This is a genomic window from Moritella sp., from assembly GCF_013215705.1.
Taxonomy (GTDB): Bacteria; Pseudomonadota; Gammaproteobacteria; order Enterobacterales; family Moritellaceae; genus Moritella.
The window spans coordinates 1-23,880 of the sequence record NZ_JABSQR010000006.1; the positions used below are offsets into that span (position 1 = coordinate 1).

General features: G+C 41.3%; 27 protein-coding genes and 1 riboswitch. Of the genes, 5 read left to right on the top strand and 22 right to left on the bottom strand.

The features are described from left to right. Positions 1-76: 76 nt before the first annotated feature. From HRT96_RS03245 to HRT96_RS03320, 16 genes are all read right to left on the bottom strand, one after another. Positions 77-268, bottom strand: coding sequence for a nucleotidyltransferase family protein (locus tag HRT96_RS03245; protein WP_293152133.1), 192 nt, complete (start codon positions 266-268; stop codon positions 77-79). Positions 269-291: 23 nt separating this feature from the next. Beyond that, positions 292-756 (bottom strand): N-acetyltransferase, encoded by a 465-nt coding sequence (locus tag HRT96_RS03250; protein ID WP_293152136.1) that lies wholly within the window; start codon positions 754-756, stop codon positions 292-294. Positions 757-808: 52 nt separating this feature from the next. Further along, positions 809-1,435 carry a LysE family translocator gene (locus HRT96_RS03255; protein WP_293152140.1) on the bottom strand — a complete coding sequence of 209 codons (627 nt, stop codon included), beginning with the start codon at positions 1,433-1,435 and terminating at the stop codon, positions 809-811. 88 nt (positions 1,436-1,523) lie between these two features. Continuing rightward, complete coding sequence (locus HRT96_RS03260) at positions 1,524-1,739, bottom strand: DUF6434 domain-containing protein (protein WP_293152143.1); 216 nt, start codon at positions 1,737-1,739, stop codon at positions 1,524-1,526. A gap of 1 nt (position 1,740) precedes the next feature. Then, the gene (locus tag HRT96_RS03265) at positions 1,741-2,196 is read right to left on the bottom strand and encodes an N-acetyltransferase family protein (RefSeq protein WP_366931161.1); all 456 of its coding nucleotides are present in this window, start codon (positions 2,194-2,196) and stop codon (positions 1,741-1,743) included. Positions 2,197-2,199: 3 nt separating this feature from the next. Then, positions 2,200-3,228: a S66 peptidase family protein gene (locus tag HRT96_RS03270; protein ID WP_293152146.1), complete on the bottom strand. Its 1,029-nt coding sequence runs from the start codon at positions 3,226-3,228 to the stop codon at positions 2,200-2,202. 106 nt (positions 3,229-3,334) lie between these two features. Then, complete coding sequence (locus tag HRT96_RS03275; RefSeq protein ID WP_366931162.1) at positions 3,335-3,685, bottom strand: FMN-binding negative transcriptional regulator; 351 nt, start codon at positions 3,683-3,685, stop codon at positions 3,335-3,337. Further along, entirely contained in the window at positions 3,582-3,956 is a 375-nt protein-coding gene (locus HRT96_RS03280) for a cupin domain-containing protein (RefSeq protein ID WP_293152152.1), read from the bottom strand. Before HRT96_RS03280 ends, HRT96_RS03275 begins: the two co-directional genes overlap by 104 nt. A gap of 30 nt (positions 3,957-3,986) precedes the next feature. Next, positions 3,987-4,730, bottom strand: coding sequence for a metallophosphoesterase family protein (locus HRT96_RS03285; RefSeq protein WP_293152155.1), 744 nt, complete (start codon positions 4,728-4,730; stop codon positions 3,987-3,989). A gap of 72 nt (positions 4,731-4,802) precedes the next feature. Further along, complete coding sequence (locus HRT96_RS03290) at positions 4,803-5,189, bottom strand: nuclear transport factor 2 family protein (RefSeq protein WP_293152158.1); 387 nt, start codon at positions 5,187-5,189, stop codon at positions 4,803-4,805. Positions 5,190-5,212: 23 nt separating this feature from the next. Continuing rightward, positions 5,213-5,938: a bifunctional 2-polyprenyl-6-hydroxyphenol methylase/3-demethylubiquinol 3-O-methyltransferase UbiG gene (locus HRT96_RS03295; RefSeq protein ID WP_293152161.1), complete on the bottom strand. Its 726-nt coding sequence runs from the start codon at positions 5,936-5,938 to the stop codon at positions 5,213-5,215. A 162-nt stretch (positions 5,939-6,100) separates the two neighbouring features. Next, on the bottom strand, positions 6,101-6,934 hold the full coding sequence (gene panB, locus HRT96_RS03300; RefSeq protein WP_293152164.1) for a 3-methyl-2-oxobutanoate hydroxymethyltransferase: 834 nt from the start codon (positions 6,932-6,934) through the stop codon (positions 6,101-6,103). Positions 6,935-7,443: 509 nt separating this feature from the next. Then, a complete protein-coding gene (locus HRT96_RS03305; RefSeq protein WP_293152167.1) occupies positions 7,444-8,244 on the bottom strand; it encodes a class I SAM-dependent methyltransferase in 801 nt (266 codons plus the stop codon). A gap of 85 nt (positions 8,245-8,329) precedes the next feature. Then, positions 8,330-8,800: a GNAT family N-acetyltransferase gene (locus tag HRT96_RS03310; protein ID WP_293152170.1), complete on the bottom strand. Its 471-nt coding sequence runs from the start codon at positions 8,798-8,800 to the stop codon at positions 8,330-8,332. A 20-nt stretch (positions 8,801-8,820) separates the two neighbouring features. After that, positions 8,821-9,432 (bottom strand): LysE family translocator, encoded by a 612-nt coding sequence (locus tag HRT96_RS03315; protein ID WP_293152173.1) that lies wholly within the window; start codon positions 9,430-9,432, stop codon positions 8,821-8,823. Positions 9,433-9,476: 44 nt separating this feature from the next. Continuing rightward, complete coding sequence (locus tag HRT96_RS03320) at positions 9,477-9,938, bottom strand: GNAT family N-acetyltransferase (RefSeq protein WP_293152176.1); 462 nt, start codon at positions 9,936-9,938, stop codon at positions 9,477-9,479. 288 nt (positions 9,939-10,226) lie between these two features. Here HRT96_RS03320 and HRT96_RS03325 point away from each other — a divergent pair, with 288 nt between their 5' ends. Next, a complete protein-coding gene (locus HRT96_RS03325) occupies positions 10,227-11,441 on the top strand; it encodes an NAD(P)/FAD-dependent oxidoreductase (protein WP_293152179.1) in 1,215 nt (404 codons plus the stop codon). Here the strand turns inward: HRT96_RS03325 and HRT96_RS03330 are convergent. From HRT96_RS03330 to HRT96_RS03355, 6 genes are all read right to left on the bottom strand, one after another. After that, a complete protein-coding gene (locus HRT96_RS03330) occupies positions 11,438-11,857 on the bottom strand; it encodes a lysozyme inhibitor LprI family protein (RefSeq protein WP_293152182.1) in 420 nt (139 codons plus the stop codon). The two genes, HRT96_RS03325 and HRT96_RS03330, sit on opposite strands and share 4 nt — an antisense overlap. A 110-nt stretch (positions 11,858-11,967) precedes the next feature. After that, positions 11,968-13,161: a 2-methylaconitate cis-trans isomerase PrpF gene (prpF, locus tag HRT96_RS03335; RefSeq protein WP_293152185.1), complete on the bottom strand. Its 1,194-nt coding sequence runs from the start codon at positions 13,159-13,161 to the stop codon at positions 11,968-11,970. Next, on the bottom strand, positions 13,161-15,764 hold the full coding sequence (gene acnD, locus HRT96_RS03340) for a Fe/S-dependent 2-methylisocitrate dehydratase AcnD (protein ID WP_293152188.1): 2,604 nt from the start codon (positions 15,762-15,764) through the stop codon (positions 13,161-13,163). The genes prpF and acnD overlap by 1 nt, the downstream gene beginning before the upstream one ends. A 178-nt stretch (positions 15,765-15,942) precedes the next feature. Beyond that, positions 15,943-17,067, bottom strand: a complete 1,125-nt coding sequence (prpC, locus tag HRT96_RS03345) for a 2-methylcitrate synthase (protein ID WP_293152191.1) — start codon at positions 17,065-17,067, stop codon at positions 15,943-15,945. Between the two features lie 244 nt (positions 17,068-17,311). After that, the gene (gene prpB / locus HRT96_RS03350) at positions 17,312-18,220 is read right to left on the bottom strand and encodes a methylisocitrate lyase (RefSeq protein ID WP_293152194.1); all 909 of its coding nucleotides are present in this window, start codon (positions 18,218-18,220) and stop codon (positions 17,312-17,314) included. Positions 18,221-18,233: 13 nt separating this feature from the next. Next, positions 18,234-18,947 (bottom strand): GntR family transcriptional regulator, encoded by a 714-nt coding sequence (locus HRT96_RS03355; protein ID WP_293152197.1) that lies wholly within the window; start codon positions 18,945-18,947, stop codon positions 18,234-18,236. A gap of 469 nt (positions 18,948-19,416) precedes the next feature. On the opposite strand from HRT96_RS03355, the gene HRT96_RS03360 reads away from it, so the two are divergent. The 4 genes from HRT96_RS03360 (at position 19,417) to HRT96_RS03375 (ending at position 23,842) form a co-directional block, all read left to right on the top strand. Then, positions 19,417-20,997: a BCCT family transporter gene (locus HRT96_RS03360; RefSeq protein WP_293152200.1), complete on the top strand. Its 1,581-nt coding sequence runs from the start codon at positions 19,417-19,419 to the stop codon at positions 20,995-20,997. A gap of 178 nt (positions 20,998-21,175) precedes the next feature. Continuing rightward, positions 21,176-21,280: riboswitch (TPP riboswitch) on the top strand. A gap of 73 nt (positions 21,281-21,353) precedes the next feature. Next, positions 21,354-22,253: a bifunctional hydroxymethylpyrimidine kinase/phosphomethylpyrimidine kinase gene (gene thiD / locus HRT96_RS03365; RefSeq protein WP_293152203.1), complete on the top strand. Its 900-nt coding sequence runs from the start codon at positions 21,354-21,356 to the stop codon at positions 22,251-22,253. Next, entirely contained in the window at positions 22,246-23,043 is a 798-nt protein-coding gene (locus HRT96_RS03370; protein ID WP_293152206.1) for an ABC transporter ATP-binding protein, read from the top strand. Before thiD ends, HRT96_RS03370 begins: the two co-directional genes overlap by 8 nt. Beyond that, positions 23,036-23,842 carry an ABC transporter permease gene (locus tag HRT96_RS03375; RefSeq protein ID WP_293152209.1) on the top strand — a complete coding sequence of 269 codons (807 nt, stop codon included), beginning with the start codon at positions 23,036-23,038 and terminating at the stop codon, positions 23,840-23,842. The genes HRT96_RS03370 and HRT96_RS03375 overlap by 8 nt, the downstream gene beginning before the upstream one ends. The last annotated feature ends 38 nt before the right edge of the window (positions 23,843-23,880 follow it).

Genomic DNA, 23,880 nt, shown 5'->3' on the forward strand with positions numbered 1-23,880 from the left:
CCTGAAAGAAACACAAGTATTTAGATTTTGATAAAAAGGGGATGATCAAACCTCTAGCTGATTTGATCAACAACGCCTAATCAAAGTAGACAATGTCAAAGTCTTTAACCTTCTCTAGTGGTTCTACCCCAAGTAAACTGTTCCATATCAATTGCGTAATCGCCCCACCCGCAATATAGAAGTTCGGTAAACCAGCACTTAGACAAGCTTCTGCAGTCTCAATCAACTCTGGTACAGACTTTATTAACAATTTTAGCTGATGTTCCATACGCCTCCCTACTTACCAAGATGCTAACTTGCTATTTTCTTTGACATATTATATCCACTAATAGCAAAACCAACTTCCTGATATAACTTTAAAGCCCTTTGATTGTGGTAAGCAACTCTTAATTTTATTTGCTCAATACCAATTAATTGCAATTGTGATTCAAGTGCCTTAATTGCTAATTTTCCATAACCGATATTACGGTGATCAGAGAATATGAAAAAGTCATAAATAAACGTGGATTTATCACTTACCTTAATCGAGTGCCATAAATAGCCTACAAGGTTCGATTCTGATTCAATACACAGCAGTTCGTGTTCATTGGTTTCCAATCCATTAGGAAAACAACGTATGAGATCTTGCTGAGCTAATTCGATTGCCCGGTCCATTGAGTGACCATAGTTTTGAGAAATCTCATGACTGTAATCGTCAATGAAATAATCACAATACGCGGGATATTCGTCTGATGTCATTGGTCGAAGTTTGATCATGCTTAATCCTATTAAAAAGTGAACTTAACAGTGCTGTAAACACCCCGTATATTCATCGTTGTTTCATAAAAGCCACTGCTAGCCCTGAAGATACAAATGTAATACCAGCACCTATATTCAAACCGTTAACTAATTTTGGCTTACGCTTTAACCAAGTTGACAATTTTGAAGCGAAAATGCCCATCAAACTGAAACCAACAGCGGTAAGTAAGGCAAACCAAACGCCATAAACCAACATTTGGCTTGAAACAGACCCTAAATTCGGGTTAACAAATTGAGGTATAAAAGCAAGCACAAACATACCTGGCTTCGGATTTAATGCGGCGGATAAAAAGCCTGTTGAGAATATTGTTTTCAATGGTTGCTTTTTTGTAGGCTCTAACGAAAATAGATTTCTAGACCTAAGCACTTTAATCCCAAGCCAAATTAGATACGCTGCACCTATAAATTTAACAACATAAAATGCGATAGTTGATGTTTGAAGTAACAGCGTTAACCCAAACGTTGCAGCCAGTACATGAAATAGAATACCTGCGCCCGACGATGTACCCGATATAATAGCAGCCAGCTTACCTTGACTGAGACCACGCCCTATCGCGAGTAAGTTATCTGGCCCTGGTGAGATAACCAATAATAAACATGCGATCGTATACGCAAACCAAACTTCTGATGGAAACATAAAACCTCCTTGTAAGTGGTACATAACAACGCTAACAGAGCCATTGAAAGAAACCTAAAATTAACTTTTCAAACAATAATTTAAAGTTCTAAAACTTGGATTTCCTACTTAGCCACTCTCCGACTGCATCACCCATAGTTAATCCTTGCGCACCTTTCATCCACTGCATAAAATTACGATCAAACTTAAAATTTTCGCCACAATTTAACTTAAAGAAGCAACGAACATTTTGCGTGTTCTTATAAGACGATGTAATCAAAGTACGGTTAGAAATAGTATCTTTATGCCAATCAAATTCATCCATGTTAAATCTGTTTCTCCAACCAAACTGAACTTATGTAATGACCGTCTTTCTTCGCGTATTCATTAAATATACCGACCTCTCTAAATCCAAAGCGTTTATGTAAAGCAATAGATGCATCGTTAGGCAAAGCAATACCAGACAAAGCACGATGAACGTTTTGTATTTTTAACGCCGTAAATAGTCGATTATATAGCGATGAACCGACCCCCTTACCTTTAGCGTGTTCATCGAGATATACCGTCACTTCCACCGTATCCTCAAATGCTGATGCAGGCCTATATAATTGAGAGCAAGCAAACCCTAAAACTAACGCATTTTCTACCGCTACATAAATTTGATATTTTGAATCTGGCTTAAACTGCTGAAACCATTTGAGCCTATCTTCATAAGAAAATATCTGTTCTTCGAAACGAGAATTTGTATTAATGATGTTGTTCTCTATCAGTAAAATAGCAATTCATCACTTCAAGTATTGATGCAATATTCCAGTCTCATTTAGTTCAACCTTTACGATTGCGCCATTGATTAATGTTAAGTTTGGTGGAACATGACCTATATCCAGGTCTATCATAACTGGAAGCCCTAGATCCATCAGGTATTTTCCCAATACCTCATAGTAACTAAGGCTCTGCTCATTTTTCGGTACAGCAGCTGCACTTCGACCTAGCAGCAACCCGCTGATACATGAGAACACGCCCCTAAACTTCATGTTTAAAATTGTTCTGGCTAGCTCAGTTGGTGACATTTCAGCATTTTCTAGATATAAGACGATTCCCTCAGAGTAACGCTGCGATAGTCCTTTTAGATCTAAATACTCAGTTTCAAAGAGATGAGATAGTGTATCCCAACACCCGCCAATCAATCTTCCCTCTATTGATGAACCAAATTCAGGTTTTACCAACCACTTCCAGTTAGTTGGGGTATCAGGCATGATTCCAGAGGTTGGTTCAGTGACTATATCTGGCCAGCTACTCGCATATAATTTCGATTCAGTTTGCGAAAAAGATCCACCTATAGAAGTACTTAAATGCGTAAGTGTATTAGCTGTTAAGGGATCATTAGCTTCGCTGGTTAAATCCATCAAATTTGAACCGTGTCCGGTTGCCCAGCTCAGTTTACTCGTGAACACGGCAGCTATCGTACTCACGTCGGAAAATCCTAAGATCCATTTTGGCCGTACGGTTTGAAGTTTGGCAAAGTCTATAAGCGGAAGGAGTTCAATCGCTAACTCTCCGCCCCAGGGAGGGTAGATAGCGTCAATCTCGTCATCCATAAGAAATGACATAAGCTCATCCGCACGTTTCTGTGCCGGTGCGCTTACGTGTTTTCTTTGCCCGTATAGACATTTACCTACAACCACATTAAAACCTCTAGATTCAAGGTTCGCTCGCACAACTCGAAACCTAGCGTCATGTTTTTTTTCAATTCCTGATGAAAACGCAGTAATAGCTATAGTGCTACCTTGTTGTAGTGGTTTAGGATATTTCATTAACACTCCCCGTAAATTTAGCCTTTAACAACAGTAAACATAAAAACACTAAAATACAACAACTTACAGTCTAATTATTTAAATGCATTTCTATCTGGATAGGTATTTATTGCGTAATAGTCGAAATGGGGTGGAAGCTATAATAATGAATACACGTCATCGAGCCTTTTACATGTGCGGCAACATAATTCCATGTTAGCACTGCTCTGCCCGTTTTTTGCTTCGTTAGATAATGGTTTGGTGAGATATAACCATTTGGGCCATGAAAAACGAGTCGGTGTCTTGTTGACCTTCTCAATACCTTACCAGAAACTATTCCCTCCAATACAGAGCAAAGAACAACGACCAATGTATCACTCCGAGGTAATAGCTTGGCTTGGATATGATATTTCCAAAACCAAACATTCTTGCTCACATATAAACGGGCCATGAACCTCTCTCGGCGGACGACTGGCATAATCACCGGCTTCAAGCCAAACATCAAAAGCCACGTCAAAAAGACGACCTGATACTATGTATCTCTCCTCAGGATAATCATGAGATTTGCCACCGAACATAGAGGTATCAGCACCCGCTTTAAACCGAGTTAAGCGCGTGTAATCCCCCGTAACGTCGTCCATAGATAACGTTAGCTGTTCAAGTTGCCCGTTTGTATCCTCAATGACACTCCACTGGCTTTTATTCGCCGCAGCTAACGTATTCCAATACTGAATTGTGCTTTTAGTCATGACTGTCCTTGTTTAAATTATCTAGGCGGATTATACCTTCCGCCCAGTTGTTAAAAAATGCACCCAATCCATTCGCTCTCTTTTATCACACTCTGTAACAGCTAAGCCAACGTCATATGGCACTTTAATATGCAGAACACTCCAATTATCTCCCGTTTTCTCAACGATCGAATACGATGCCATAGCGTTAAAGTTTTCCATTGAATGGATAATAGGTTCATCATCTGTATATGCCTGCAAACCAACACTGCCGGGGTTTACGATAATTTGCCCTGTTGTTAAAGTCACGGCTCTAGGGGTGTGGGTATGACCACAGCAGATAAGCTTGGAGCCTTGCCCATTTAGCAGTGTTATAATCTCGCTATCACTACGCAGGCAAGCATAGCCAAGCTCAACATTTTCTAATAAATAGACTAAATCATTATCAGGCGTACCGTGGCACAAATAAACATCATCATTTAACTGAACATCAAACGGTAAGGATTTCATCCAACTAATAGGCTCTGCACCAAGATCATCTATGATAAATTTCATTGTTGAATTAGAATCAATTTCTGCTTTTGTGGCTTCGAATATTTGGCGATCTTGATTACCACAAATAGTGACTATTTCATGTTGCATTAAAAGATCAAAAGTCGCCTTTGGTGCAATAGGCCCATAAAGAATATCGCCAAGATTGACCATTAAATCTACCGAATGCTTTTTTGCATCAGCAATAACGGCTTCCAATGCAAACACATTACTGTGAATGTCTGATAATACAGCAATTTTCATGATGTTCTCTTAGGATATAACGCTGAGTTCAGTAAACGATTAAGTAGGTTACTTGAAGTCATATAGGTATCGTTAAGCCAGCGTTTTTGCAACTAACGCTGAGTCTAAATATGCTCGAACCCGTACTATTTTATTATTCTCAAATTCACAAATCCAGCAATAGCGATTATTAAACTCAGCGCCTTTTTTGGTTATTGAATTTGCGACCAATTCAACAGACGCGGAACGCCCATCGGTTATACAAGAAAGTAACTTTAACGATAGAGGTGACTCTAATACTTCATTTAATTTTGAGATGGTTCCAGTAATGAAGTCTTGTTTTGATGTATAAACGCCTGCAAGCGGATGAGTACCCGTTACTTCCCAAACAACATCATCACTCACATGTTCAAAAAAACCTTGAGGATTACCGTTTTCAAAATGCGAAAATATTTCAATTATCCATGCTTGATCAATCATTACTCTCTCCGTGTAATATTGTTTTACTTTACCGCAACGATTGTTTTAAATCCGTTGCTGTTACTTGATTCTTCGAGTTTAAACCCAATACTTAAAAGCTGGTTTTCAACCCACTCTACAGATAACCTAATTTTGCGATAACAGCTTTTATTCAGTTTCCATGTACCATTCGTTTTTATGTAAACAATGTCATGGATCTTAACCGTTGCGGGTTCATATTCTAAAAAACAAGTAAAGATGATATTTTCATCACTTCTCACAGGGATAAATCTATCCGTATCATTGAGTTCAGTCGATAAGTCACGAAAAGTTAAAATCAACTTCCCACCATCCTCAAGTGAATTGAATGAATCTTGAAATATTTTTAAGGCATCATCTTTCGATTTTAGGTGCGTAATCGTATCCGTCATGCAAACTATCAATTCACAGCTAGCACTGACATGATCTTTGAAATTCAAAATATCATCATTAATGGTAATGATCGGTTGGTTATTAGAATTAGACTTCAGCTCATTCAATAATTTTTGGCTAAGATCTATCGCTGTTACATTAAAACCGAGCTCAGCCAAAGGGATCGATTGAAAGCCAGAACCAGCCCCTAAATCAACAGCGATACCAGAGGATGAGGGAGTAATATTTCTACTTTTAAAGAACTCAACATTATTGCTTTTAGCTTCATCAAACCCACCCATTAACCATGTATATACATCAGATAATAAGCTTTCATAATGCTCTTCAACAGTAACCATTAATCCTACTCCTGTGGTGTTTTTCCTAGCTACTAACTAGGCAAGTTTAAGACCTAACCTAAAGTGAAATCAAGCCTGACTTAAGCCCTTCGTAGAGGAACAAATTGATATGCAAAAATACAATAAATGGCGCTTATCTTACGCCTAATACTTCACCATCATTCATTTATTATGTTCAACTTTAACCCCGAAACAATGCTCTGCGGTTGGGAAATCGCCACCTCGAACTTCTCTTTCGTATTCAGCAAATACTTCTTTGATTGTGGTACTTAAATCAATGTATTTTTTTGCAAATTTTGGAGTGAAATCAGAAAACAAACCCAGAACATCCTCTGTAACTAGCACTTGACCATCGCATTCAGGTGAAGCACCAATTCCTATTGTTGGGATTTTAATTGCATTGGTTACTCGCTTCGCTGCATTTTCAAATACACCTTCCACAAGTAATGAGAAAGCACCAGCATTTTCAAACTCTTTTGCTTCCTGCACAAGCAGGTCTGCAGCTGCATCATCTCGGCCCTGAGCTTTAAAACCCCCCTGAGTATTTGCATGCTGTGGTCGTAACCCAATATGAGGCATGACAGGAATACCACGGTTTACAAGAAACTGAACCGTTTCAACCATTTCTAATCCACCTTCAATCTTTATTGCCTGTGCTCCGGTCTCGATTAAAACTTTTGATGCATTTCTATAAGCGATTTCTTTAGACTCTTGGTAAGTAGCAAAAGGCATATCGATCACCACGCATGCTCGCTCAGCACCTCTAACTACCGCAGCCCCATGAGCAATCATCATATCCAAAGTAACAGGTAAAGTTGAATCGAAACCGTATGCCACCATACCTAAAGAATCACCAACGATAATTAAGTCAACAAATTGATCCATCATTTGAGCCATCGGCTTTGTATATGCGGTAAGAGATACGATACTTCCCTTGCCTTTCATACTCTGGATCTTGGTTGTTGTTATTTTACTATTTGAAGTATGGGTACTCATAAAAATTCCTTTCACGTATGATTATGTTGAATTATCTCAGGACATAAGCGTCGAACTACCTTGCTCGACTTCCATTAGGCGTATCATTTTCCGTATAACTTGTAATACTTCACCAGCAATCTAAAGAACTAAAAGTCACTGTATATACTTATATTACAATGAGTTAACATAAATAAAATGTCAATTAGACATTGTCGACACCGCTTATAACAGAATAATATTGTTGATATAGGTAGTTAAAAGTCGATTAATCTTCATTTCCGCAGTAAATAAGCCAGAAATAATAAAAATATCAGCTATTTAAAGGCAAGTTACCCCTTGATACCAGCACAATTATCGGTAATGCGAATGAAGTAAGGATGAAAATTGGATTCTATGTAGAAAAGAAAATAGACATATAAAAACGTGAAGATAACACCAATAAAATTAGTTACTTGGTATAAAACCCAATAGCGTCATCGTAGTTTTCAACAACTAACGCTACATTTCCAATTCTTTGTTCGATAGCTTTACACACTTATTTTTCTAGCGATGACTAAACCATGGTTACTTGACCCTAACAGAGACGGTTCATCACATGTTTTTAGATGATAGCTCAACCACGTTTGATATTGCGCAGGGGTAAAGTTATTAACCCCTGACGAGATATATCGCCCAAATCCGTCTGTCGCTACATGACGTAATGTAGTAAAACCATGTGTGCTTACCAGCGCTTCCACTTCAGCTGGAGTAGCAAAGTAACCCACATTAAAAAAACTATCAGCAAGCTGACTTGGAACTAAACCCGATTCAAAAAGCGTAAAGAGAATCTCTGGTGTAACCAGCTCTGGGTATTGCTGAGCAAACATACCGGCAACGAAATAACGCGAAATGTAGGCAACCGCTAACACACCATTCGGCTTTAGAATTCGGTAAGCCTCTGCGATAGCTTGGTCACGCTGTTCTTGGGTCTGTAAATGATAGAGAGGCCCAAGAATAACGCAAAGGTCATGTGAATTACTTTCGATAAACGGCACTGAACAAGCATTACCTTCATAAATCGAAAGTGTTAAACCTTGTTCTTCGGTTTTACGCTTCAGAATGTTGACTTGATCAGGTACCAGTTCGACAGCCGTTGTATTACAACCCATTTTCGAAAAATTGAGAGAATATCGGCCGGTTGCAGCACCTAATTCGATAACTTTGACGTTTGGAACAAGATACGCTTTCAGTGTATCCATTGTGGTATCAAATTCCATTTGAGTTATGAATTGCCGAGTAAGACGACTATCTTCATTGGTATCTGTATACTGCTCTATTAATTCTTGCATGATACTTCCTTTTACAAGATCCGTTGACATAATTCAACAACCAAAAGTCAGCTAGATATCACTTATTACCCCTTTCCAGACTCGATTAAATGGCCGCTACCCACCTCATTATCGTTGTTACTATTTCATGGTGGTTAGCCTGATGTAACGCTTTAAAACCATGTTTTTTATAAAGCGCTATATTATGAGTCTCACACTGCAAATATAATTGCTGGATCCCTAAGCTCACAGCTTTGCTTTTAGCCTCTGAGATTAATAAACCTCCAATGCCTCGTCCTCGACTTAAATGGTCAACAAAGACACCGCCTAACCAGTGCTCATATTGTGGATAGTTAGCATTTTCACGGTACTTTAGTTCAACAACGCCAACAAGTTCACGATTCTCATGAGCCACGATTGCTAACGGAATGGCAGTGCGATTAACCGACTTCTCGGCCACTTTTTCTAACACCATATTTACGGTCATATTTGGGAATGCGTGAGCCCACTCACTGTAATACCATTGAGCTATGTTCTTTGCTTCATGCGGATGATCCGCGAGTAACGTTATTTCCATAATTTAGAGACCTATTTCACCTATTTACTTGATGCTGCCAAGCCTACGCCAAAGCACATGAAAACACTGCCACTCACTTTATTAAGCGCTCGCCTGCCCTTTGGTTCTAATAATTTATTTTTAGCAAAACTTGCCAAAAAAGCATAGCCACTATGGATGGTAATGACTAAACAACAAAATGTTAAAGATAAAGTAATAAATTGAGCAATATAACTCCCTTGAGAGTCTATAAATTGCGGAAATAAGGACATGAAAAATAATATGGGTTTGGGATTTGAGAGAGTAAGAGAAAGCCCTTCGATATAACATTTTGCATTCGATTTCTCTTTCAGTTCGACATGGGAATTTAAGGGCGCTTGCGCTCCCCACATCTTTATACCCAGATAAATTAAATAGGCTGCCCCAATCAATTTTACCGCAGTAAATGCGATAGCAGAGGTTGCCAAAATAACGCCGATACTTGTTGCAGAAAGAACTGAAACAGTTAACACCCCAGTGGCAATACCAAATATGCCAGAAAGGGTATTTGAAGTTCCCCTTTGTATTGCGTTATTTATAGTTAAGATAACACCAGGACCAGGGCTGGCAATAGTAAGAACAGCCACGACAACATACATTAAATAATTTTCCACAACTTATCCTTATTGAAATATGCGACAGTAATTCAATCATATCGCTATCCAAGCCTCAAACGTTTCAGTAACTGCTGGCGCTTAATCTCTAAACTTAGTACGCCTTTGTGTCTGCCTACTTCCTTAAAACCCAGCGAAAAATACTGAGCTTTCGCCACGTTATTTTCGAAGACACAGCATGACACGTGGGAGTCATGGTCAAAATAATCTGGTTCTGTTGTAAGTACAGCTTTTAACAAACGAAATCCACACAAACCATTTTGATATTCTCGAGAGATTTGAAGTGAGTGAATAGTTTGGTTGTTTGTTGACACGTCATAAGCAATAAACCCTACAACATGACGTCCAGATTCTCCAACTAATACCGTCTTGGACATGTAATGCTTAATAATCGACTCTCTATTCCAATCGAGTCCCAATTCTTGTTGCATTGAGAACATGTTTACTTCTATCAGTTGGTAAATATGATCCCAATCTGCACTAGAAACTTGTCTTATTTTCATCATTAATTCTCGAAGTTCATCACAGTTTATTATACAGAATTACGTATAACGAGTATTTCAAGTATTTCGTTATGGAACAAGACTAATTCACCTACTAATTCAATTAATAAAATAACATAATATAAACTTACGTTAAGTACTTTACTAACCTAATGAAATATAGATGATATCAATTTCGATTACTGTTACAGTTGAGTAATAGTCATTTACTATTTTTAGGGATTATAAATAACTGCGGTATAGATATAATGCCGTCATTAGATTTAGTTACCCAGAATGGTAGAATGTATTATGTTAAGAATTGTTGTTGTAGGTGGCGGTGCAGCTGGCCTTGAATTAGTGACCCGATTAGGCCGAAATAAACGCCACGAAGTTATGCTCGTAGAGCCATCTTCACATCACTTCTGGAAACCTCGCTTACATGAAGTAGCGGCGGGTACCTTTGATGCCGAGTTGGATGCCGTGAGTTATTTCCAACATGCTGAATGTAATGGCTATACCCACATTCAAGATGCGATGACGGGATTAGACCGCGACAATAAAACCATCCGTTTACGAGGTATGAATAGCGGTCCAACGACACTTCAATACGATCACTTAGTGATGGCCGTAGGCGCGATCAGTAATGATTTTAAAACCCCAGGTGTGAGTGAACATTGCTTGTTTTTAGATTCATCAGGACAAGCTGAACTGGCTTGGCAACAAATAAAACAACAACTAAAAGCCACTGGTACACGTCGTATATCTATTGTTGGTGCAGGCGCAACAGGCGTAGAACTCGCCGCCGAACTCGCGAAGGTAAGCAGTAAATTACAACGTTATAGACAAGCATCAGAATTTGAAATCACCTTAGTCGAAGCAGCAGACCGAGTGTTACCCGGCAGTCCAGAATGCATGTCAGAAAAGGTGCAGGAAGCGCTTAATAAACAAGGCATCATCATTCGCACTGCAACGCGTGTACAACGTGCTGAAGCGGGCAAATTAGTCACATCGGAAAACGAAGTAATTCCTGCCGATTTACAGATATGGGCAGCAGGTATTAAATGTGCAGAATGGTTAACCAAACTCGACGGATTAGAGACCAACCGTTTAAACCAATTAATCGTGAATCCAACACTACAGTCGAGCCTTGATGACAATATTTTTGTGATAGGTGATAATGCGCAGTGTACGCAACCTGACGGTAGTATTGTGCCACCGCGTGCCCAAGCAGCTAACCAAGCAGCGACACATTTAGCAAAACAGTTTAATCGAATACTAAAAGACAAACCATTACAGCCGTTTATCTATAACGATGGTGGTATGGTGGTCGCTGTCGGCCACAATAATGCCGTTGGCGCTTTAATGAATAATAGGATCGTATTGAAAGGACGTTTAATCCGATATTTATACGATACGATATTTCGTTTACACCAGCGAGTATTATTTAGCTGGAGACGCGTAACAGCACTTATGGTACTAAAACGTATCAAAGCTATGCTAAACCCCTATTATAAAAGCTTTTAACTTAAATCAGATGCGGCTGGTTCTGGCAATACCGGTTCTGAACTGTCCATATACGTTAAGTACTGTGACCAAAGTTCATGAGTACGCTGCAGAGTAAGTTTCGTTCGACAGCTTAACGTCATCACAACGCGCAACGAACCACCTCTGAACATAGTAAATACCGAATCACACTGTGATTTACTATACGACGTCCATGCTGACTGTGCGATGTTGATCGACTCTACAACGTAGGTATCCGCTGTATATTGCGCAATACTTTTATCAAGATAACGCTGCATTTCAGCTTCAGCATTATCTAACTTTAACTTAGCGCAGTAATTAATTTGCAACGTGTTTAATGCTTTATCGCAGTCTACCGTAGCCACGGCGCTAAAACTAAAAATACTCATCATCACAAGTATGATTGCCTTTACCATTATAAAATCAACCTAAAAAATGAGCAGGCTGACAATATAACGTTATCTAACAATTAAACCAATTATTCTAGCAACTGGTAAGATTAGTTAGGTGTTATTAACTAGATTTTTTAACGAGGAATGTGTACCCAGCCTTCCATTAAAATACGTGCACTGCGGCTCATACTGGCTTTGGTGACCGTCCACTCACCATTAACTTCTCTTGCTTGCGCACCAACCCGCAGTGTACCCGACGGATGGCCGAAGTTCACCGTGTCACGACCCCCTCCACCCGCAGCCAAATTAACCAAAGTCCCTGGAACAGCGGCGGCAGCACCGATGGCAACAGCAGCAGTGCCCATCATCGCATGATGTAATTTACCCATAGACAATGCCCGCACTGATAAATCAATCTCACCTGCTGCAACGTACTTATTACTGGAAGACACATAATCGGCCGACTTAGCAACAAATGCGACCTTAGGGGTATGCTGACGTAGCGCGGCTTCTGAGATGTCTGATATCAACCCCATCTGCACAGCGCCGTAAGCTCGGATCGTTTCAAACATAGCTAACGCTTCAACATCACCATTAATGGCATCTTGTAGCTCGGTGCCGGTATAACCAATATCGTCAGCATTAACAAAAATAGTCGGGATACCCGCATTAATCATCGTTACCTTTAACTGTCCACCCGCCACAACAGACTCAGGAACCAGCAAATCATCAATCAGATTACCAGTAGGAAACATCGAACCATTTCCATCGGCAGGTTCCATAAATTCAACGGGTATTTCTGCCGCTGGAAAGGTAACACCATCAAGTTCAAAATCACCCGTTTCTTGCACTAGGCCGTTGCTAATTGGCACATGGGCGATAATCGTTTTCGCAATATTCGCCTGCCAAATACGTACAACTGCGATGCCATTTTCTGGAATTCGGCTAGCATCAACCAAACCACTGTTTATGGCAAAAGAGCCGACTGCTGCAGATAAATTGCCACAGTTACCACTCCAATCTACAAACGGTTTATCAATCGATACCTGACCAAACAGGTAATCCACATCATGGTCGGGTTTATCCGTTGCCGACACAATCACCGTTTTACTGGTACTCGATGTTGCTCCGCCCATACCATCTGTTTGCTTTCCGTAGGGATCAGGACTACCAATCACTCGCAGCAACAACGCATCACGCGCTGCTCCCGGTATTTGCGCCGTTTCCGGCAAGTCTTGAAGACTAAAAAAAACGCCCTTGCTCGTGCCGCCACGCATGTAAGTAGCAGGGATCTTTAGTTGAGGTGAATACGCCATACTATTGTTCATTAAGCCTCACTTGATTCAAGAAAGTCCTGCGCGAAGCGTTGTAACACGCCACCCGCGCCGTAGATAGACACTTCTTCCGCGGTATCTAAACGACAAGTCACAGGCACTTCAACAGTGTCACCATTTTTACGGTTAATAATGAGGGTTAACGCTGAACCAGGTGTCGGTTCACCGATAACATCAAAGGTTTCACTGCCATCGATAGCATAGGTTTTACGGTTTTCACCGGCTTTAAATTCAAGTGGTAGCACGCCCATACCGACTAGGTTGGTACGGTGAATACGTTCAAACCCTTCGGCAACAATCGCTTCGACACCCGCCAAACGAACCCCTTTCGCCGCCCAATCTCGTGAAGAACCTTGACCATAATCGGCACCTGCCACAATAATCAGTGGTTGCTTACGTTCCATGTAGGTTTCAATCGCTTCCCACATGCGCATTACGTTCCCTTCTGGCTCAACACGCGCTAATGATCCCTGCTTAACTTGGCCGTTTTCTAACACCATTTCATTATTTAGTTTCGGGTTAGCAAACGTCGCACGTTGTGCTGTAAGGTGATCACCACGGTGCGTAGCATATGAGTTAAAATCAACTTCAGGTAAACCCATCTTATCTAAATAAGCACCCGCGGCACTATCTAGCATAATGGCGTTAGAAGGAGATAAATGATCGGTCGTAATATTGTCACCCAATACCGCTAATGGACGCATGCCTTTAAGGCTACGCTCACCTGCTAAAGCACCTTCCCAATAAGGCGGTCGGCGAATGTAGGTACTCATTTCACGCCAGTCATACAGCGGATCAATTTTCTCACCGTACTCAACACTACACTCGATATCCTTGCTAAACATCGAGTTGTAAACTTGACGGAATTGTTCTGGCTTCACACTTGCCTTAAGTACTGCATCAATCTCTTCATCGCTAGGCCAAATGTCTTTTAGGGTGATGGCATTACCAGCTTGATCTAAACCGAGCGTATCACGCTCTATATCAAAACGGATGGTACCCGCAATTGCATACGCAACCACTAATGGTGGCGAGGCAATAAAGGCTTCATTGGCATGTGGATGAATTCGGCCATCGAAATTACGGTTACCAGATAATACCGCGGTAGTATACAGATCACGATCCAACACTTCTTTCTGAATAACCGGGTCTAACGCACCACTCATGCCATTACACGAGGTACAGGCAAACGCGACAATACCAAAACCAAGTTGCTCTAACTCTGGCAATAAATCGGCTTCTTGTAGATACAGCTTCACCGTTTTAGAACCTGGCGCCAATGAGGTTTTAACCCAAGGTTTACGGGTTAATCCAAGTTTATTAGCGTTACGGGCAATCAAACCTGCAGCAATCATATTGCGAGGATTACTGGTATTGGTACAACTGGTGATAGCGGCAATGATCACTGCACCGTCAGGCATTTTACCCGGTACATTTTCAACTTTGCCACTGATACCACGCTTGGCTAATTCAGAGGTAGGGACACGGTTATGTGGATTTGATGGACCAGCAATATTACGGCACACTGTCGACAAGTCGAACTTAAGCACCCGATCATATTCAACGTTCGCTAAGTCATCAGCCCACAAACCGGTTTGTTTGGCATAGGTTTCCACCAGCTTAACTTGCTCGTCTTCACGCCCCGTTAATTTAAGGTAATCGATGGTCTGTTCATCAATTGAGAACAATGCAGCGGTCGCACCATATTCCGGTGTCATGTTAGAAATAGTAGCGCGATCACCTAGGGTCAGATGCGGTACACCTTCACCATAAAATTCCAGATAACTTGATACTACTTTCTGTGCACGTAAGAACTCGGTCAATGCTAAAACAGTATCGGTTGCTGTCATGCCTGCTGGTGGTTTACCAGTCAGTTCAACACCAATGATTTCTGGCAGACGCATGTATGATGCACGGCCTAACATTACGCTTTCAGCTTCAAGTCCACCGACACCAATGGCAATAACACCCAACGCATCAACCATTGGCGTATGACTATCTGTGCCCACTAAGGTATCTGGAAACGCCACGCCATGAAGAGATTGGATCACCGGTGACATACGCTCTAAATTAATCTGATGCAGAATACCGTTACCAGGCGGGATCACATCTATATTCTTAAAGGCTGTTTTCGTCCAGTTAATAAAGTGGAAACGGTCATCGTTACGACGGTCTTCAATTGCACGGTTTTTTTCAAATGCATCTGGTTCGAAGCCTGCATGTTCAACAGCCAATGAATGGTCAACGATCAATTGCGTTGGTACCACAGGATTAACCTTGGATGGATCACCGCCTTTTTCTGCAATCGCATCACGTAAACCCGCTAAATCAACTAATGCGGTTTGCCCTAAAATATCATGGCAAACAACACGAGCAGGAAACCAAGGAAAATCAAGGTCGCGTTTACGTTCAATTAGCTGCTTTAACGAATCTTCTAATATTTCAGGATCACAGCGACGTACTAAGTTTTCTGCAAATACGCGTGAAGTATAAGGCAAAGTGGCATACGCACCGGGTTGGATTGAATCAACTGCAGAACGGGTATCAAAATAATCGAGCTCACTGCCCGGCAACGGTTTACGATAGTTAATGTTCATAACTTAATCCATTAAATAAACGGGGCTTGAGATAAGCACAAAAAATCGGCTTTACTCCTCCCTCTTTTAATCAAAAATAACATTGTGATCTGCTCCTATTCATCAATAATGAAAACAAGTAGATCACTCAATACAGTATTATTTACTCATTCTTTATGAATGCTTTAATAACGGTCACTTATCTGTCTGCGATTGGTGTTACGACTCTTGGCTCTGCGCCAATATAATCTGCACTTGGACGAATAATACGGTTGTTACTACGCTGTTCCATCACGTGCGCAGCCCAACCAGTTAAACGTGAGCAGACAAAAATCGGGGTGAATAATTTAGTCGGAATGCCCATAAAATGATAAGCAGAGGCATGAAAGAAATCGGCATTACAGAACAGTTTTTTGCTATCCCACATAAACTCTTCACATGCCACCGAAATATCGTATAACGAAGTATCACCGTGTTCGTGAGCCAATTTTTCTGACCATTTTTTAATGATCACATTACGCGGATCGGAAGTACGGTAAATCGCATGACCAAAGCCCATAATTTTTTCTTTACGTGCAAGCATGCCTGCCATCTGAATTTTAGCGTCTGCAGGTGAAGTAAACGTCTGGATCATATCCATTGCCGCTTCATTTGCACCTCCATGTAATGGCCCGCGTAATGTACCAATAGCACCCGTCACACACGAGAACATATCCGATAATGTTGATGCACACACACGCGCAGTAAAGGTTGAAGCATTAAATTCATGCTCGGAATAAAGGATCAGCGATACATCCATCACCCGACGATGTTGTGCTGACGGTGTTTGACCACGCAATAACTTAAGGAAGTGACCAGCTAGCGATGCTTCATCACTAGTACAGTCAATTTCCACACCATCATGAGAATAACGATACCAGTAACACATGATTGCAGGGAACGCAGCCAGTAGACGATTCGCGGCTTTATTTTGCGCTGAGAAATCAGTTTCAGGCTCAATGTTACCTAAAAATGAACAACCCGTTCGCATCACATCCATAGGGTGCGTTTCTGCAGGAATGTGCTGTAATACTTCTTTTAGCGACTGGGGTAAATCACGTAGGGTATTCAATTCAGCTTTGTATGTTTCAAGCTGGTCAAATGTCGGTAATTCACCGTTAAACAATAAATAAGCGACTTCTTCAAATGTTGCATTTTCGGCAAGATCAGCAATATCATAACCGCAATACGTTAAGCCGCTGCCTGATTTACCCACCGTACATAATTTTGTTTCACCTGCGCTTTGGCCACGTAAACCGGCACCTGATAATTTTTTATCTGTCATAATTACTCCCTTAATTAATGTCAAACGGTTATTAATAGCAACTCTACATACTCAACTGTCTTTGACTACAATTGGCTCACATTGCAACATCCTGTTTGCTACTATTCGCTTGATGATTTAATTTCTATATCTGTAATGTCTATATTTTATATATATCGTTTTATTTCTAATATAAGTAATTTTAGTCGATTATCACGCGGACTATTTCGTCCTTCGATTTTTATTTATTCTTTCCTTCGGCTCTTTATTTATTCTTACCTTCGGAAAATAGATTATCTAATTTTTGCTCATAGTCGTGATAACCGAGATAATCATATAAATCCATACGCGTTTGCATATTATCAACTACGGCTTTTTGGTCTCCATCAACCAGCAACGTTTTATAAACCAGCTCAGCAGCTTTATTCATCGCGCGGAATGCCGATAATGGGTACAGCACCATGGCACAACCCCACTCTCCAAGTTGCGCTTTATTCCATAATTCGGTTTGCCCAAATTCTGTGATATTTGCCAAAATAGGCACATCTAACGCAGCCGAGAATGCACGGTAATGCGCTTCGGTTTTCACTGCCTCAGCAAAAATACCGTCCGCACCAGCGTCAACATAGGCTTGTGCTCTTGCTATCGCGGCTTCCAAGCCTTCTTGTGCGAATGAATCGGTACGCGCCATAATGAAAAAATCAGCATCAGTACGGGCATCAACAGCAGCGCGGATACGATCAACCATCTCTTCTGTCGACACAATTTCTTTATTGGGACGATGACCACAACGTTTTTGTGCTACTTGATCTTCTAAATGCACCGCTGCGGCACCCGCTTTTTCCATATCTCGAATGGTTTTAGCAATGTTAAAAGCCCCGCCCCAACCGGTATCAATATCAACCAACAAAGGTAAACTCGATGCGGCAGTAATACGCTGTACATCGGCGATCACATCATTCAATGAGGTCATGCCTAAATCCGGTAAACCGTAAGACGCATTGGCAACACCACCACCTGACAGATAGATAGCCTGATGGCCTAATTGTTCAGCCATCATTGCGCAATACGCATTAATAGTACCGACGACTTGCAGGGGTTTATTATTGGTCAGTGCTAAACGAAACTTAGCGCCTGGGGATAAACGTTGAGACGAAAGTGACTCTGTAGACATATAATTTCTCTCCTTAAACTGGTGTGGGGCCTGTCTTTAATTCTGCGGCTAGTTGACGTGCAATTTTAGTTTCAATGTTTTTACGTGACGCGGCGATATGACGGCGCATCAGCATTTCGGCTAACTCTCCATCTCGATCACTGATGGCTTCGATAATTTGAGCGTGTTCTGAAAAAGCGCGGCTGGCTCTGGGGCTATGCATACCAAACTGACAGCGATACATACGCACTAAATGATAGAGCTGACCACATATTAATTGAATGAGTTGGGCATTATGACTGCCCAAGATGACTTTATAATGAAAATCTAAATCACCTTCTTCTTGATAATAAGCAACGCCATCTTTCAGTGCTTGTGACATAGCGTGTTGGTTAAGCATGGCCTTCATGTCGACAATTTCAGCATCACTCATGTTTTCTGCCGCTTGTCTGCATGCCATGCCTTCTAACGCTTCACGCACAAAGTACAGGTCGAGTAATCCTTGTGTTGTGCATTGCACCACCCGTGAGCCAACGTTGGCTTTACGTTCAATTAAATGGCATTTCTCTAATCGATTTAATGCTTCGCGAAGGGTAGAACGGCTGATTTGATATTGCTTTGCGAGTTCTGGCTCACTGATCTTACTGCCAGCAAGCAGCTCACCTTCAACAATGGCACGCTGCATTTGCTCAAAGACTTTATCGGCTGTAGTCACAGCGACTATTTTCGTTGGATCATCTAAAGGCATAAGATTGTCGACAATGTTTAAATTTAACTCAATACTATTAGCTTTTTACAATTTGTCAACATTTACGCAACTAAACGCTCGATTTTAAGCGATGATTAAATCTATAATGTGAATACTCAATTTAGTACGCTGCACTGTTATTGGTTATTGGCTAAACGATAAACGTGCTTAATTTGGTGAGGTGGATAAGCAACCGCGTCAGTTTCTGGGCTTGAAACGTGGCCAACGAGAAAGAAGCAGAACCCTGTAATAGCTAATTCTCGACGCGTTTTTCACACCTCAACTACCTGCTATACGAATACATTTTACGATAAACTAATTTGCTATCCCGTTATTAATAACTATTCTATCGTTATGGTTAATACCCTTTATATTGATATTTATCCGGTATTTATACCTGATATTTGCTAAACTTATCAGTAACAAATAGATACACGATATAGAACAGAACTGTTCTAACTGAGGACTAATGAGTATTAATAAGGATAAATACAGTATTGACAACACTGATTATACTGTCGGACAAGATAACGTCCAAAAATGGGGTTTTGATGTACACAACCCAGTGTTTGGTATCAGTGCATCGTTAATTGGCCTATTCTTGGTCGCTATTTTATTAGTAGAACCTGAAACATCGAAATCATTCCTGGACGGCATCAAATGGTGGATCATTGGGGCTTTTGACGGCCTATTCATGTGGTCTGCAAATATCTTTGTTATTTTCTGTCTCGGGTTAATTGTTTCGCCATACGGTAAAATTCGTTTAGGTGGTGATGACGCTAAACCGGATTATAGCCGCATGTCTTGGATAGCGATGTTATTTGCTGCTGGCATGGGCATTGGCTTAATGTTCTGGGGGGTTGCAGAACCTGTGGCTTATTACACAGGTTGGTATGAGACGCCACTTAATGTGACCGCAAATACACCCGAAGCGGCAAAACTGGCATTAGGCGCGACTATGTTCCACTGGGGTTTACACCCATGGGCAATTTATGGTGTTGTTGCATTATCACTGGCTTTCTTTGCTTATAACAAAGGCCTGCCTCTTTCAATGCGCTCTGTATTCTACCCTATCTTAGGTGATAGAACGTGGGGCTGGGCTGGTCATATCGTGGATATCCTAGCGGTATTAGCTACCTTGTTTGGTTTAGCGACATCACTCGGTTTAGGCGCGCAGCAAGCTGCAAGTGGTTTCCATCATATATTCGGCATTGAGAACGGCTTATTTTTACAAATAACGATCATCATAGTTGTTACCTTGCTGGCTGTTGTATCGGTAGTTCGTGGCATTGATGGGGGCGTAAAAGTAATTAGTAACATCAACATGCTACTTGCATTAGTACTATTAATATTCGTTATTTTAGTTACATTTGCCGTTTCAATGGGCACAGTACCAACGACTATCATGAGTTATATTGAAAATATCATCCCATTAAGTAATCCAATTGGTCGTGAAGACGAAGCTTGGATGCATGGCTGGACTGTTTTCTACTGGGCATGGTGGATCTCATGGTCACCATTCGTTGGTATGTTCATTGCTCGTATTTCACGTGGCCGTACAATTCGTGAATTCATCACTGCGGTACTACTTGTTCCAACCAGTGTGACAGTATTGTGGATGTCTGTATTTGGTGGCGTAGCCATTGATCAAGTAGTGAATAACGTGGGTATTTTAGGTAGTGAAGGCTTAACGGATGTACCTTTAGCTATGTTCCAAATGTTTGATTCTTTACCTATGGGTGAAGTGTTATCAATGTTGGCAATCGTATTGGTATTAGTATTTTTCATTACCTCGTCTGATTCAGGTTCATTAGTTATCGACAGCATTACTGCTGGTGGTAAAGTTGATGCGCCAATACCACAACGTGTGTTCTGGGCATTAATTGAAGGTGCAATTGCTGCCGCGCTACTTTGGGTTGGTGGTACACAAGCAATTGAAGCACTGCAAGCTGGTGCGATTTCAACCGCACTACCTTTCACGATTATCTTGTTAGTGATGTGTGTGAGCTTGATAATGGGTTTGAGAACAGAACAGTATAATCGTAAATGATTAGCATATTAGGTTTTCAACTGTGAAAATCTAATGTTCTACATTGAACCGCAATAACAGGCCACTCGTTACATTGACGAGTGGCCTTTTCTTTATATACGATAAATCAATCGCCCAGCGTTATTCTAATATAAGTAACTGGCTATTGCGCTTTCAACAAAACTTGTTACTATTGCCACTTATATAGTCGGGGGGCCTAATAGGCTGAGATCGCACATTAATTGCGAGACCCGTTGAACCTGATTCAGTTAACACTGACGTAGGGAACTATCAGTCTCGCTTCTCAAGATTTGACCTCCTACGTCTCAACATCTTTGGCTTGATAAAGTTCCTATACGTCTGTACTAGGGATATTTATGCTAAAGGTTACACCCACTGACGTTTTATCAACACACAGTATTTCAAAAAATGGCACATCAACACCGATTTCATTAAAACAAAGCCCATCAATACCTATTGTATTAACGATCGCAGGTTCTGATAGTGGTGGCGGTGCAGGTATTCAAGCTGATATCAAAGCCATATCTGCAACCGGTAGTTACGCTTGTACTGTAATAACAGCCATTACCGCGCAAAATACCCTTGGCGTTTCCGCCATCTTCCCTATTCCGCTTGAACATGTTGAAAAACAACTTGATGCCGTCTTTAGCGATTTAAATATTGTAGCCGTGAAAATAGGCATGCTAGCTGACAGCGAAATCATCAAGGTTGTCGCCGCTAAGATTAAACAATACAAGCCAGATTTTTTAGTCGTTGATCCTGTCATGATTGCCACCAGCGGCGATTTATTGCTACAAGAATCTGCGATCAGCACGCTTAAATCAGTACTGCTGCCATTAGCCGATTTGATCACCCCTAACCTACCCGAAGGTGCTGCTTTAATTGGTTCAGATGTGCCAACCAATGAAGATGAAATGGGCAGCATGATTAGCGAATTACGTCAGCTTAATGTCAATGCAGTACTATTAAAAGGCGGTCACTTAGAACAAGATGAAAACAGTAACGATTTACTCATCTTCCAAGATCATGTTGAACAGTTAACCGCGAAACGCATTAATACCCACAATACGCACGGCACTGGCTGTACGCTATCCTCTGCAATCGCATCCTACTTGGCCCAAGGCCATGATCTACTGCAAGCGGTGAAGTTAGGTAAAAAATACATTTCCAATGCCATTGCCCACGCAGACGAATTAGATATAGGCAGCGGCCACGGTCCAGTCAATCACTTCTTTGCTGGCCACGCTAATGTCTAGTACCTCGCAACTTAAAGAGAGCCTTGCGGTAAAAATTGCGATTAAGAACGGTTATTTACATTATAACGACAGTATTGAACCCGTATTAAGCCAACTAAACATGACGATTCCAGCTCGGCAGTGGACGTGTATTTTAGGTCGCAGCGGCTGTGGTAAAACCTCGCTACTGCGTTACCTTGCAGGATTGTTAGATCAGCAAATTACGTGGTCTGGAGAACTCTCAATTAACGCCAATCACTTAGCTCAACCTGACTTAACCAATCAGATTGCTTACATGGCACAACAAGACTTATTGCTGCCTTGGTTATCCGTGCTCGACAATGTCATGTTAAGTAGTAAATTCGGAACAGAAAAATCTGCGGAAAAAACGGACAAAGCACTCGATCTATTGGCTAAGGTAGGCCTTGCTGATAATGCCAATCGTTTTCCGCAACAACTGTCTGGTGGCATGCGTCAACGCGCGGCACTGGCAAGAACATTAATGCAAGACAAACCCGTCGTATTAATGGATGAACCCTTTTCAGCGTTAGATGCCGTCACCCGTTATCGATTACAAGAGCTTGCTTGTGAATTGTTAAAAGATAAAACAGTGGTATTAATCACTCACGAGCCACAAGAAGCGATCCGCCTCGCTGATCATATCTATATTATGCAAGGTAAACCCGCTGGAGCAGAATACTTGCAAGTGCCGACATCGGCGACACCCCGTCCATTCGATGCTGAATGTGCACAGTTACAGCAACAAATCATGACTTGTTTAGCCCAGGAATATGGAGCTGAACATGAATAATATCATTAATTCAAACCTTACACATCAGCACAATAGCAAAGACAAGCAACAACAAGTCCCTATTAGCCCGGTACTGCGCATGATCATTAGTGCACTGGTTATCATCGGATTATGGCAAAGTATGGTGGTTATTTTTGACATGCCTTCTTTCATTCTTCCCGCGCCACTCGCTGTTTTTGAACGTTTAATCGAGCGTCATGACGTCTTGTTAAAACATACATTAGTCACCGCGCAAGAAATTGTATTTGGCTTGTTACTCGGTTTATTTATGGGGCTATTTTTTGCGCTGCAAATGCTGTTGTTTAAACCCATTAAGCATTGGTTATTACCTATCTTGATCGCCAGTCAAGCTATTCCAGTATTCGCCATTGCACCAGTACTGATGCTGTGGCTGGGTTATGGCATGGCTTCCAAGATTGTCATGGCCGCCTTAATTATCTTTTTCCCCGTCACAACCTGCTGTTATGACGGTTTACGCAATACACCAACGGGTTATTTAGATCTAGCTAAAACCATGGGCGCGACTAAATGGCAGCTGTTACGCCATATTCAACTGCCCGCGTCACTGCCGACATTAGCATCGGGTATCCGTGTGGCTGTCGTTATAGCACCGATTGGCGCAGTAGCAGGTGAATGGGTAGGTTCGAGTGCTGGCTTGGGTTATCTCATGCTCCAGGCTAATGCACGCATGATGATTGATGAAATGTTTGCCGCATTGCTGATCCTATCCGCCCTGTCAGTCTTGCTTTATTTTGTCACTGACAAAGCATTGAAAAAACTCATTCCTTGGGAAAAATAATCAAGCAGCTGTGACTAACACAGTGTTTATTAAAAATA

What these genes read in the sequence shown, in the direction of transcription:
- HRT96_RS03280 (WP_293152152.1), bottom strand. Translation starts at nt 3,956, where the DNA reads ATGACTAAAAGCACAATTCAGTATTGGAATACGTTAGCTGCGGCGAAT.
- panB (WP_293152164.1), bottom strand. Translation starts at nt 6,934, where the DNA reads ATGAGTACCCATACTTCAAATAGTAAAATAACAACAACCAAGATCCAG.
- HRT96_RS03260 (WP_293152143.1), bottom strand. Translation starts at nt 1,739, where the DNA reads ATGGATGAATTTGATTGGCATAAAGATACTATTTCTAACCGTACTTTG.
- HRT96_RS03375 (WP_293152209.1), top strand. Translation starts at nt 23,036, where the DNA reads ATGAATAATATCATTAATTCAAACCTTACACATCAGCACAATAGCAAA.
- HRT96_RS03270 (WP_293152146.1), bottom strand. Translation starts at nt 3,228, where the DNA reads ATGAAATATCCTAAACCACTACAACAAGGTAGCACTATAGCTATTACT.
- HRT96_RS03285 (WP_293152155.1), bottom strand. Translation starts at nt 4,730, where the DNA reads ATGAAAATTGCTGTATTATCAGACATTCACAGTAATGTGTTTGCATTG.
- HRT96_RS03305 (WP_293152167.1), bottom strand. Translation starts at nt 8,244, where the DNA reads ATGCAAGAATTAATAGAGCAGTATACAGATACCAATGAAGATAGTCGT.
- HRT96_RS03250 (WP_293152136.1), bottom strand. Translation starts at nt 756, where the DNA reads ATGATCAAACTTCGACCAATGACATCAGACGAATATCCCGCGTATTGT.
- prpC (WP_293152191.1), bottom strand. Translation starts at nt 17,067, where the DNA reads ATGACAGATAAAAAATTATCAGGTGCCGGTTTACGTGGCCAAAGCGCA.
- acnD (WP_293152188.1), bottom strand. Translation starts at nt 15,764, where the DNA reads ATGAACATTAACTATCGTAAACCGTTGCCGGGCAGTGAGCTCGATTAT.
- HRT96_RS03310 (WP_293152170.1), bottom strand. Translation starts at nt 8,800, where the DNA reads ATGGAAATAACGTTACTCGCGGATCATCCGCATGAAGCAAAGAACATA.
- HRT96_RS03370 (WP_293152206.1), top strand. Translation starts at nt 22,246, where the DNA reads ATGTCTAGTACCTCGCAACTTAAAGAGAGCCTTGCGGTAAAAATTGCG.
- HRT96_RS03330 (WP_293152182.1), bottom strand. Translation starts at nt 11,857, where the DNA reads ATGGTAAAGGCAATCATACTTGTGATGATGAGTATTTTTAGTTTTAGC.
- HRT96_RS03355 (WP_293152197.1), bottom strand. Translation starts at nt 18,947, where the DNA reads ATGCCTTTAGATGATCCAACGAAAATAGTCGCTGTGACTACAGCCGAT.
- HRT96_RS03325 (WP_293152179.1), top strand. Translation starts at nt 10,227, where the DNA reads ATGTTAAGAATTGTTGTTGTAGGTGGCGGTGCAGCTGGCCTTGAATTA.
- thiD (WP_293152203.1), top strand. Translation starts at nt 21,354, where the DNA reads ATGCTAAAGGTTACACCCACTGACGTTTTATCAACACACAGTATTTCA.
- prpF (WP_293152185.1), bottom strand. Translation starts at nt 13,161, where the DNA reads ATGAACAATAGTATGGCGTATTCACCTCAACTAAAGATCCCTGCTACT.
- HRT96_RS03290 (WP_293152158.1), bottom strand. Translation starts at nt 5,189, where the DNA reads ATGATTGATCAAGCATGGATAATTGAAATATTTTCGCATTTTGAAAAC.
- prpB (WP_293152194.1), bottom strand. Translation starts at nt 18,220, where the DNA reads ATGTCTACAGAGTCACTTTCGTCTCAACGTTTATCCCCAGGCGCTAAG.
- HRT96_RS03245 (WP_293152133.1), bottom strand. Translation starts at nt 268, where the DNA reads ATGGAACATCAGCTAAAATTGTTAATAAAGTCTGTACCAGAGTTGATT.
- HRT96_RS03360 (WP_293152200.1), top strand. Translation starts at nt 19,417, where the DNA reads ATGAGTATTAATAAGGATAAATACAGTATTGACAACACTGATTATACT.
- HRT96_RS03275 (WP_366931162.1), bottom strand. Translation starts at nt 3,685, where the DNA reads ATGCCAGTCGTCCGCCGAGAGAGGTTCATGGCCCGTTTATATGTGAGC.
- HRT96_RS03255 (WP_293152140.1), bottom strand. Translation starts at nt 1,435, where the DNA reads ATGTTTCCATCAGAAGTTTGGTTTGCGTATACGATCGCATGTTTATTA.
- HRT96_RS03295 (WP_293152161.1), bottom strand. Translation starts at nt 5,938, where the DNA reads ATGGTTACTGTTGAAGAGCATTATGAAAGCTTATTATCTGATGTATAT.
- HRT96_RS03320 (WP_293152176.1), bottom strand. Translation starts at nt 9,938, where the DNA reads ATGATGAAAATAAGACAAGTTTCTAGTGCAGATTGGGATCATATTTAC.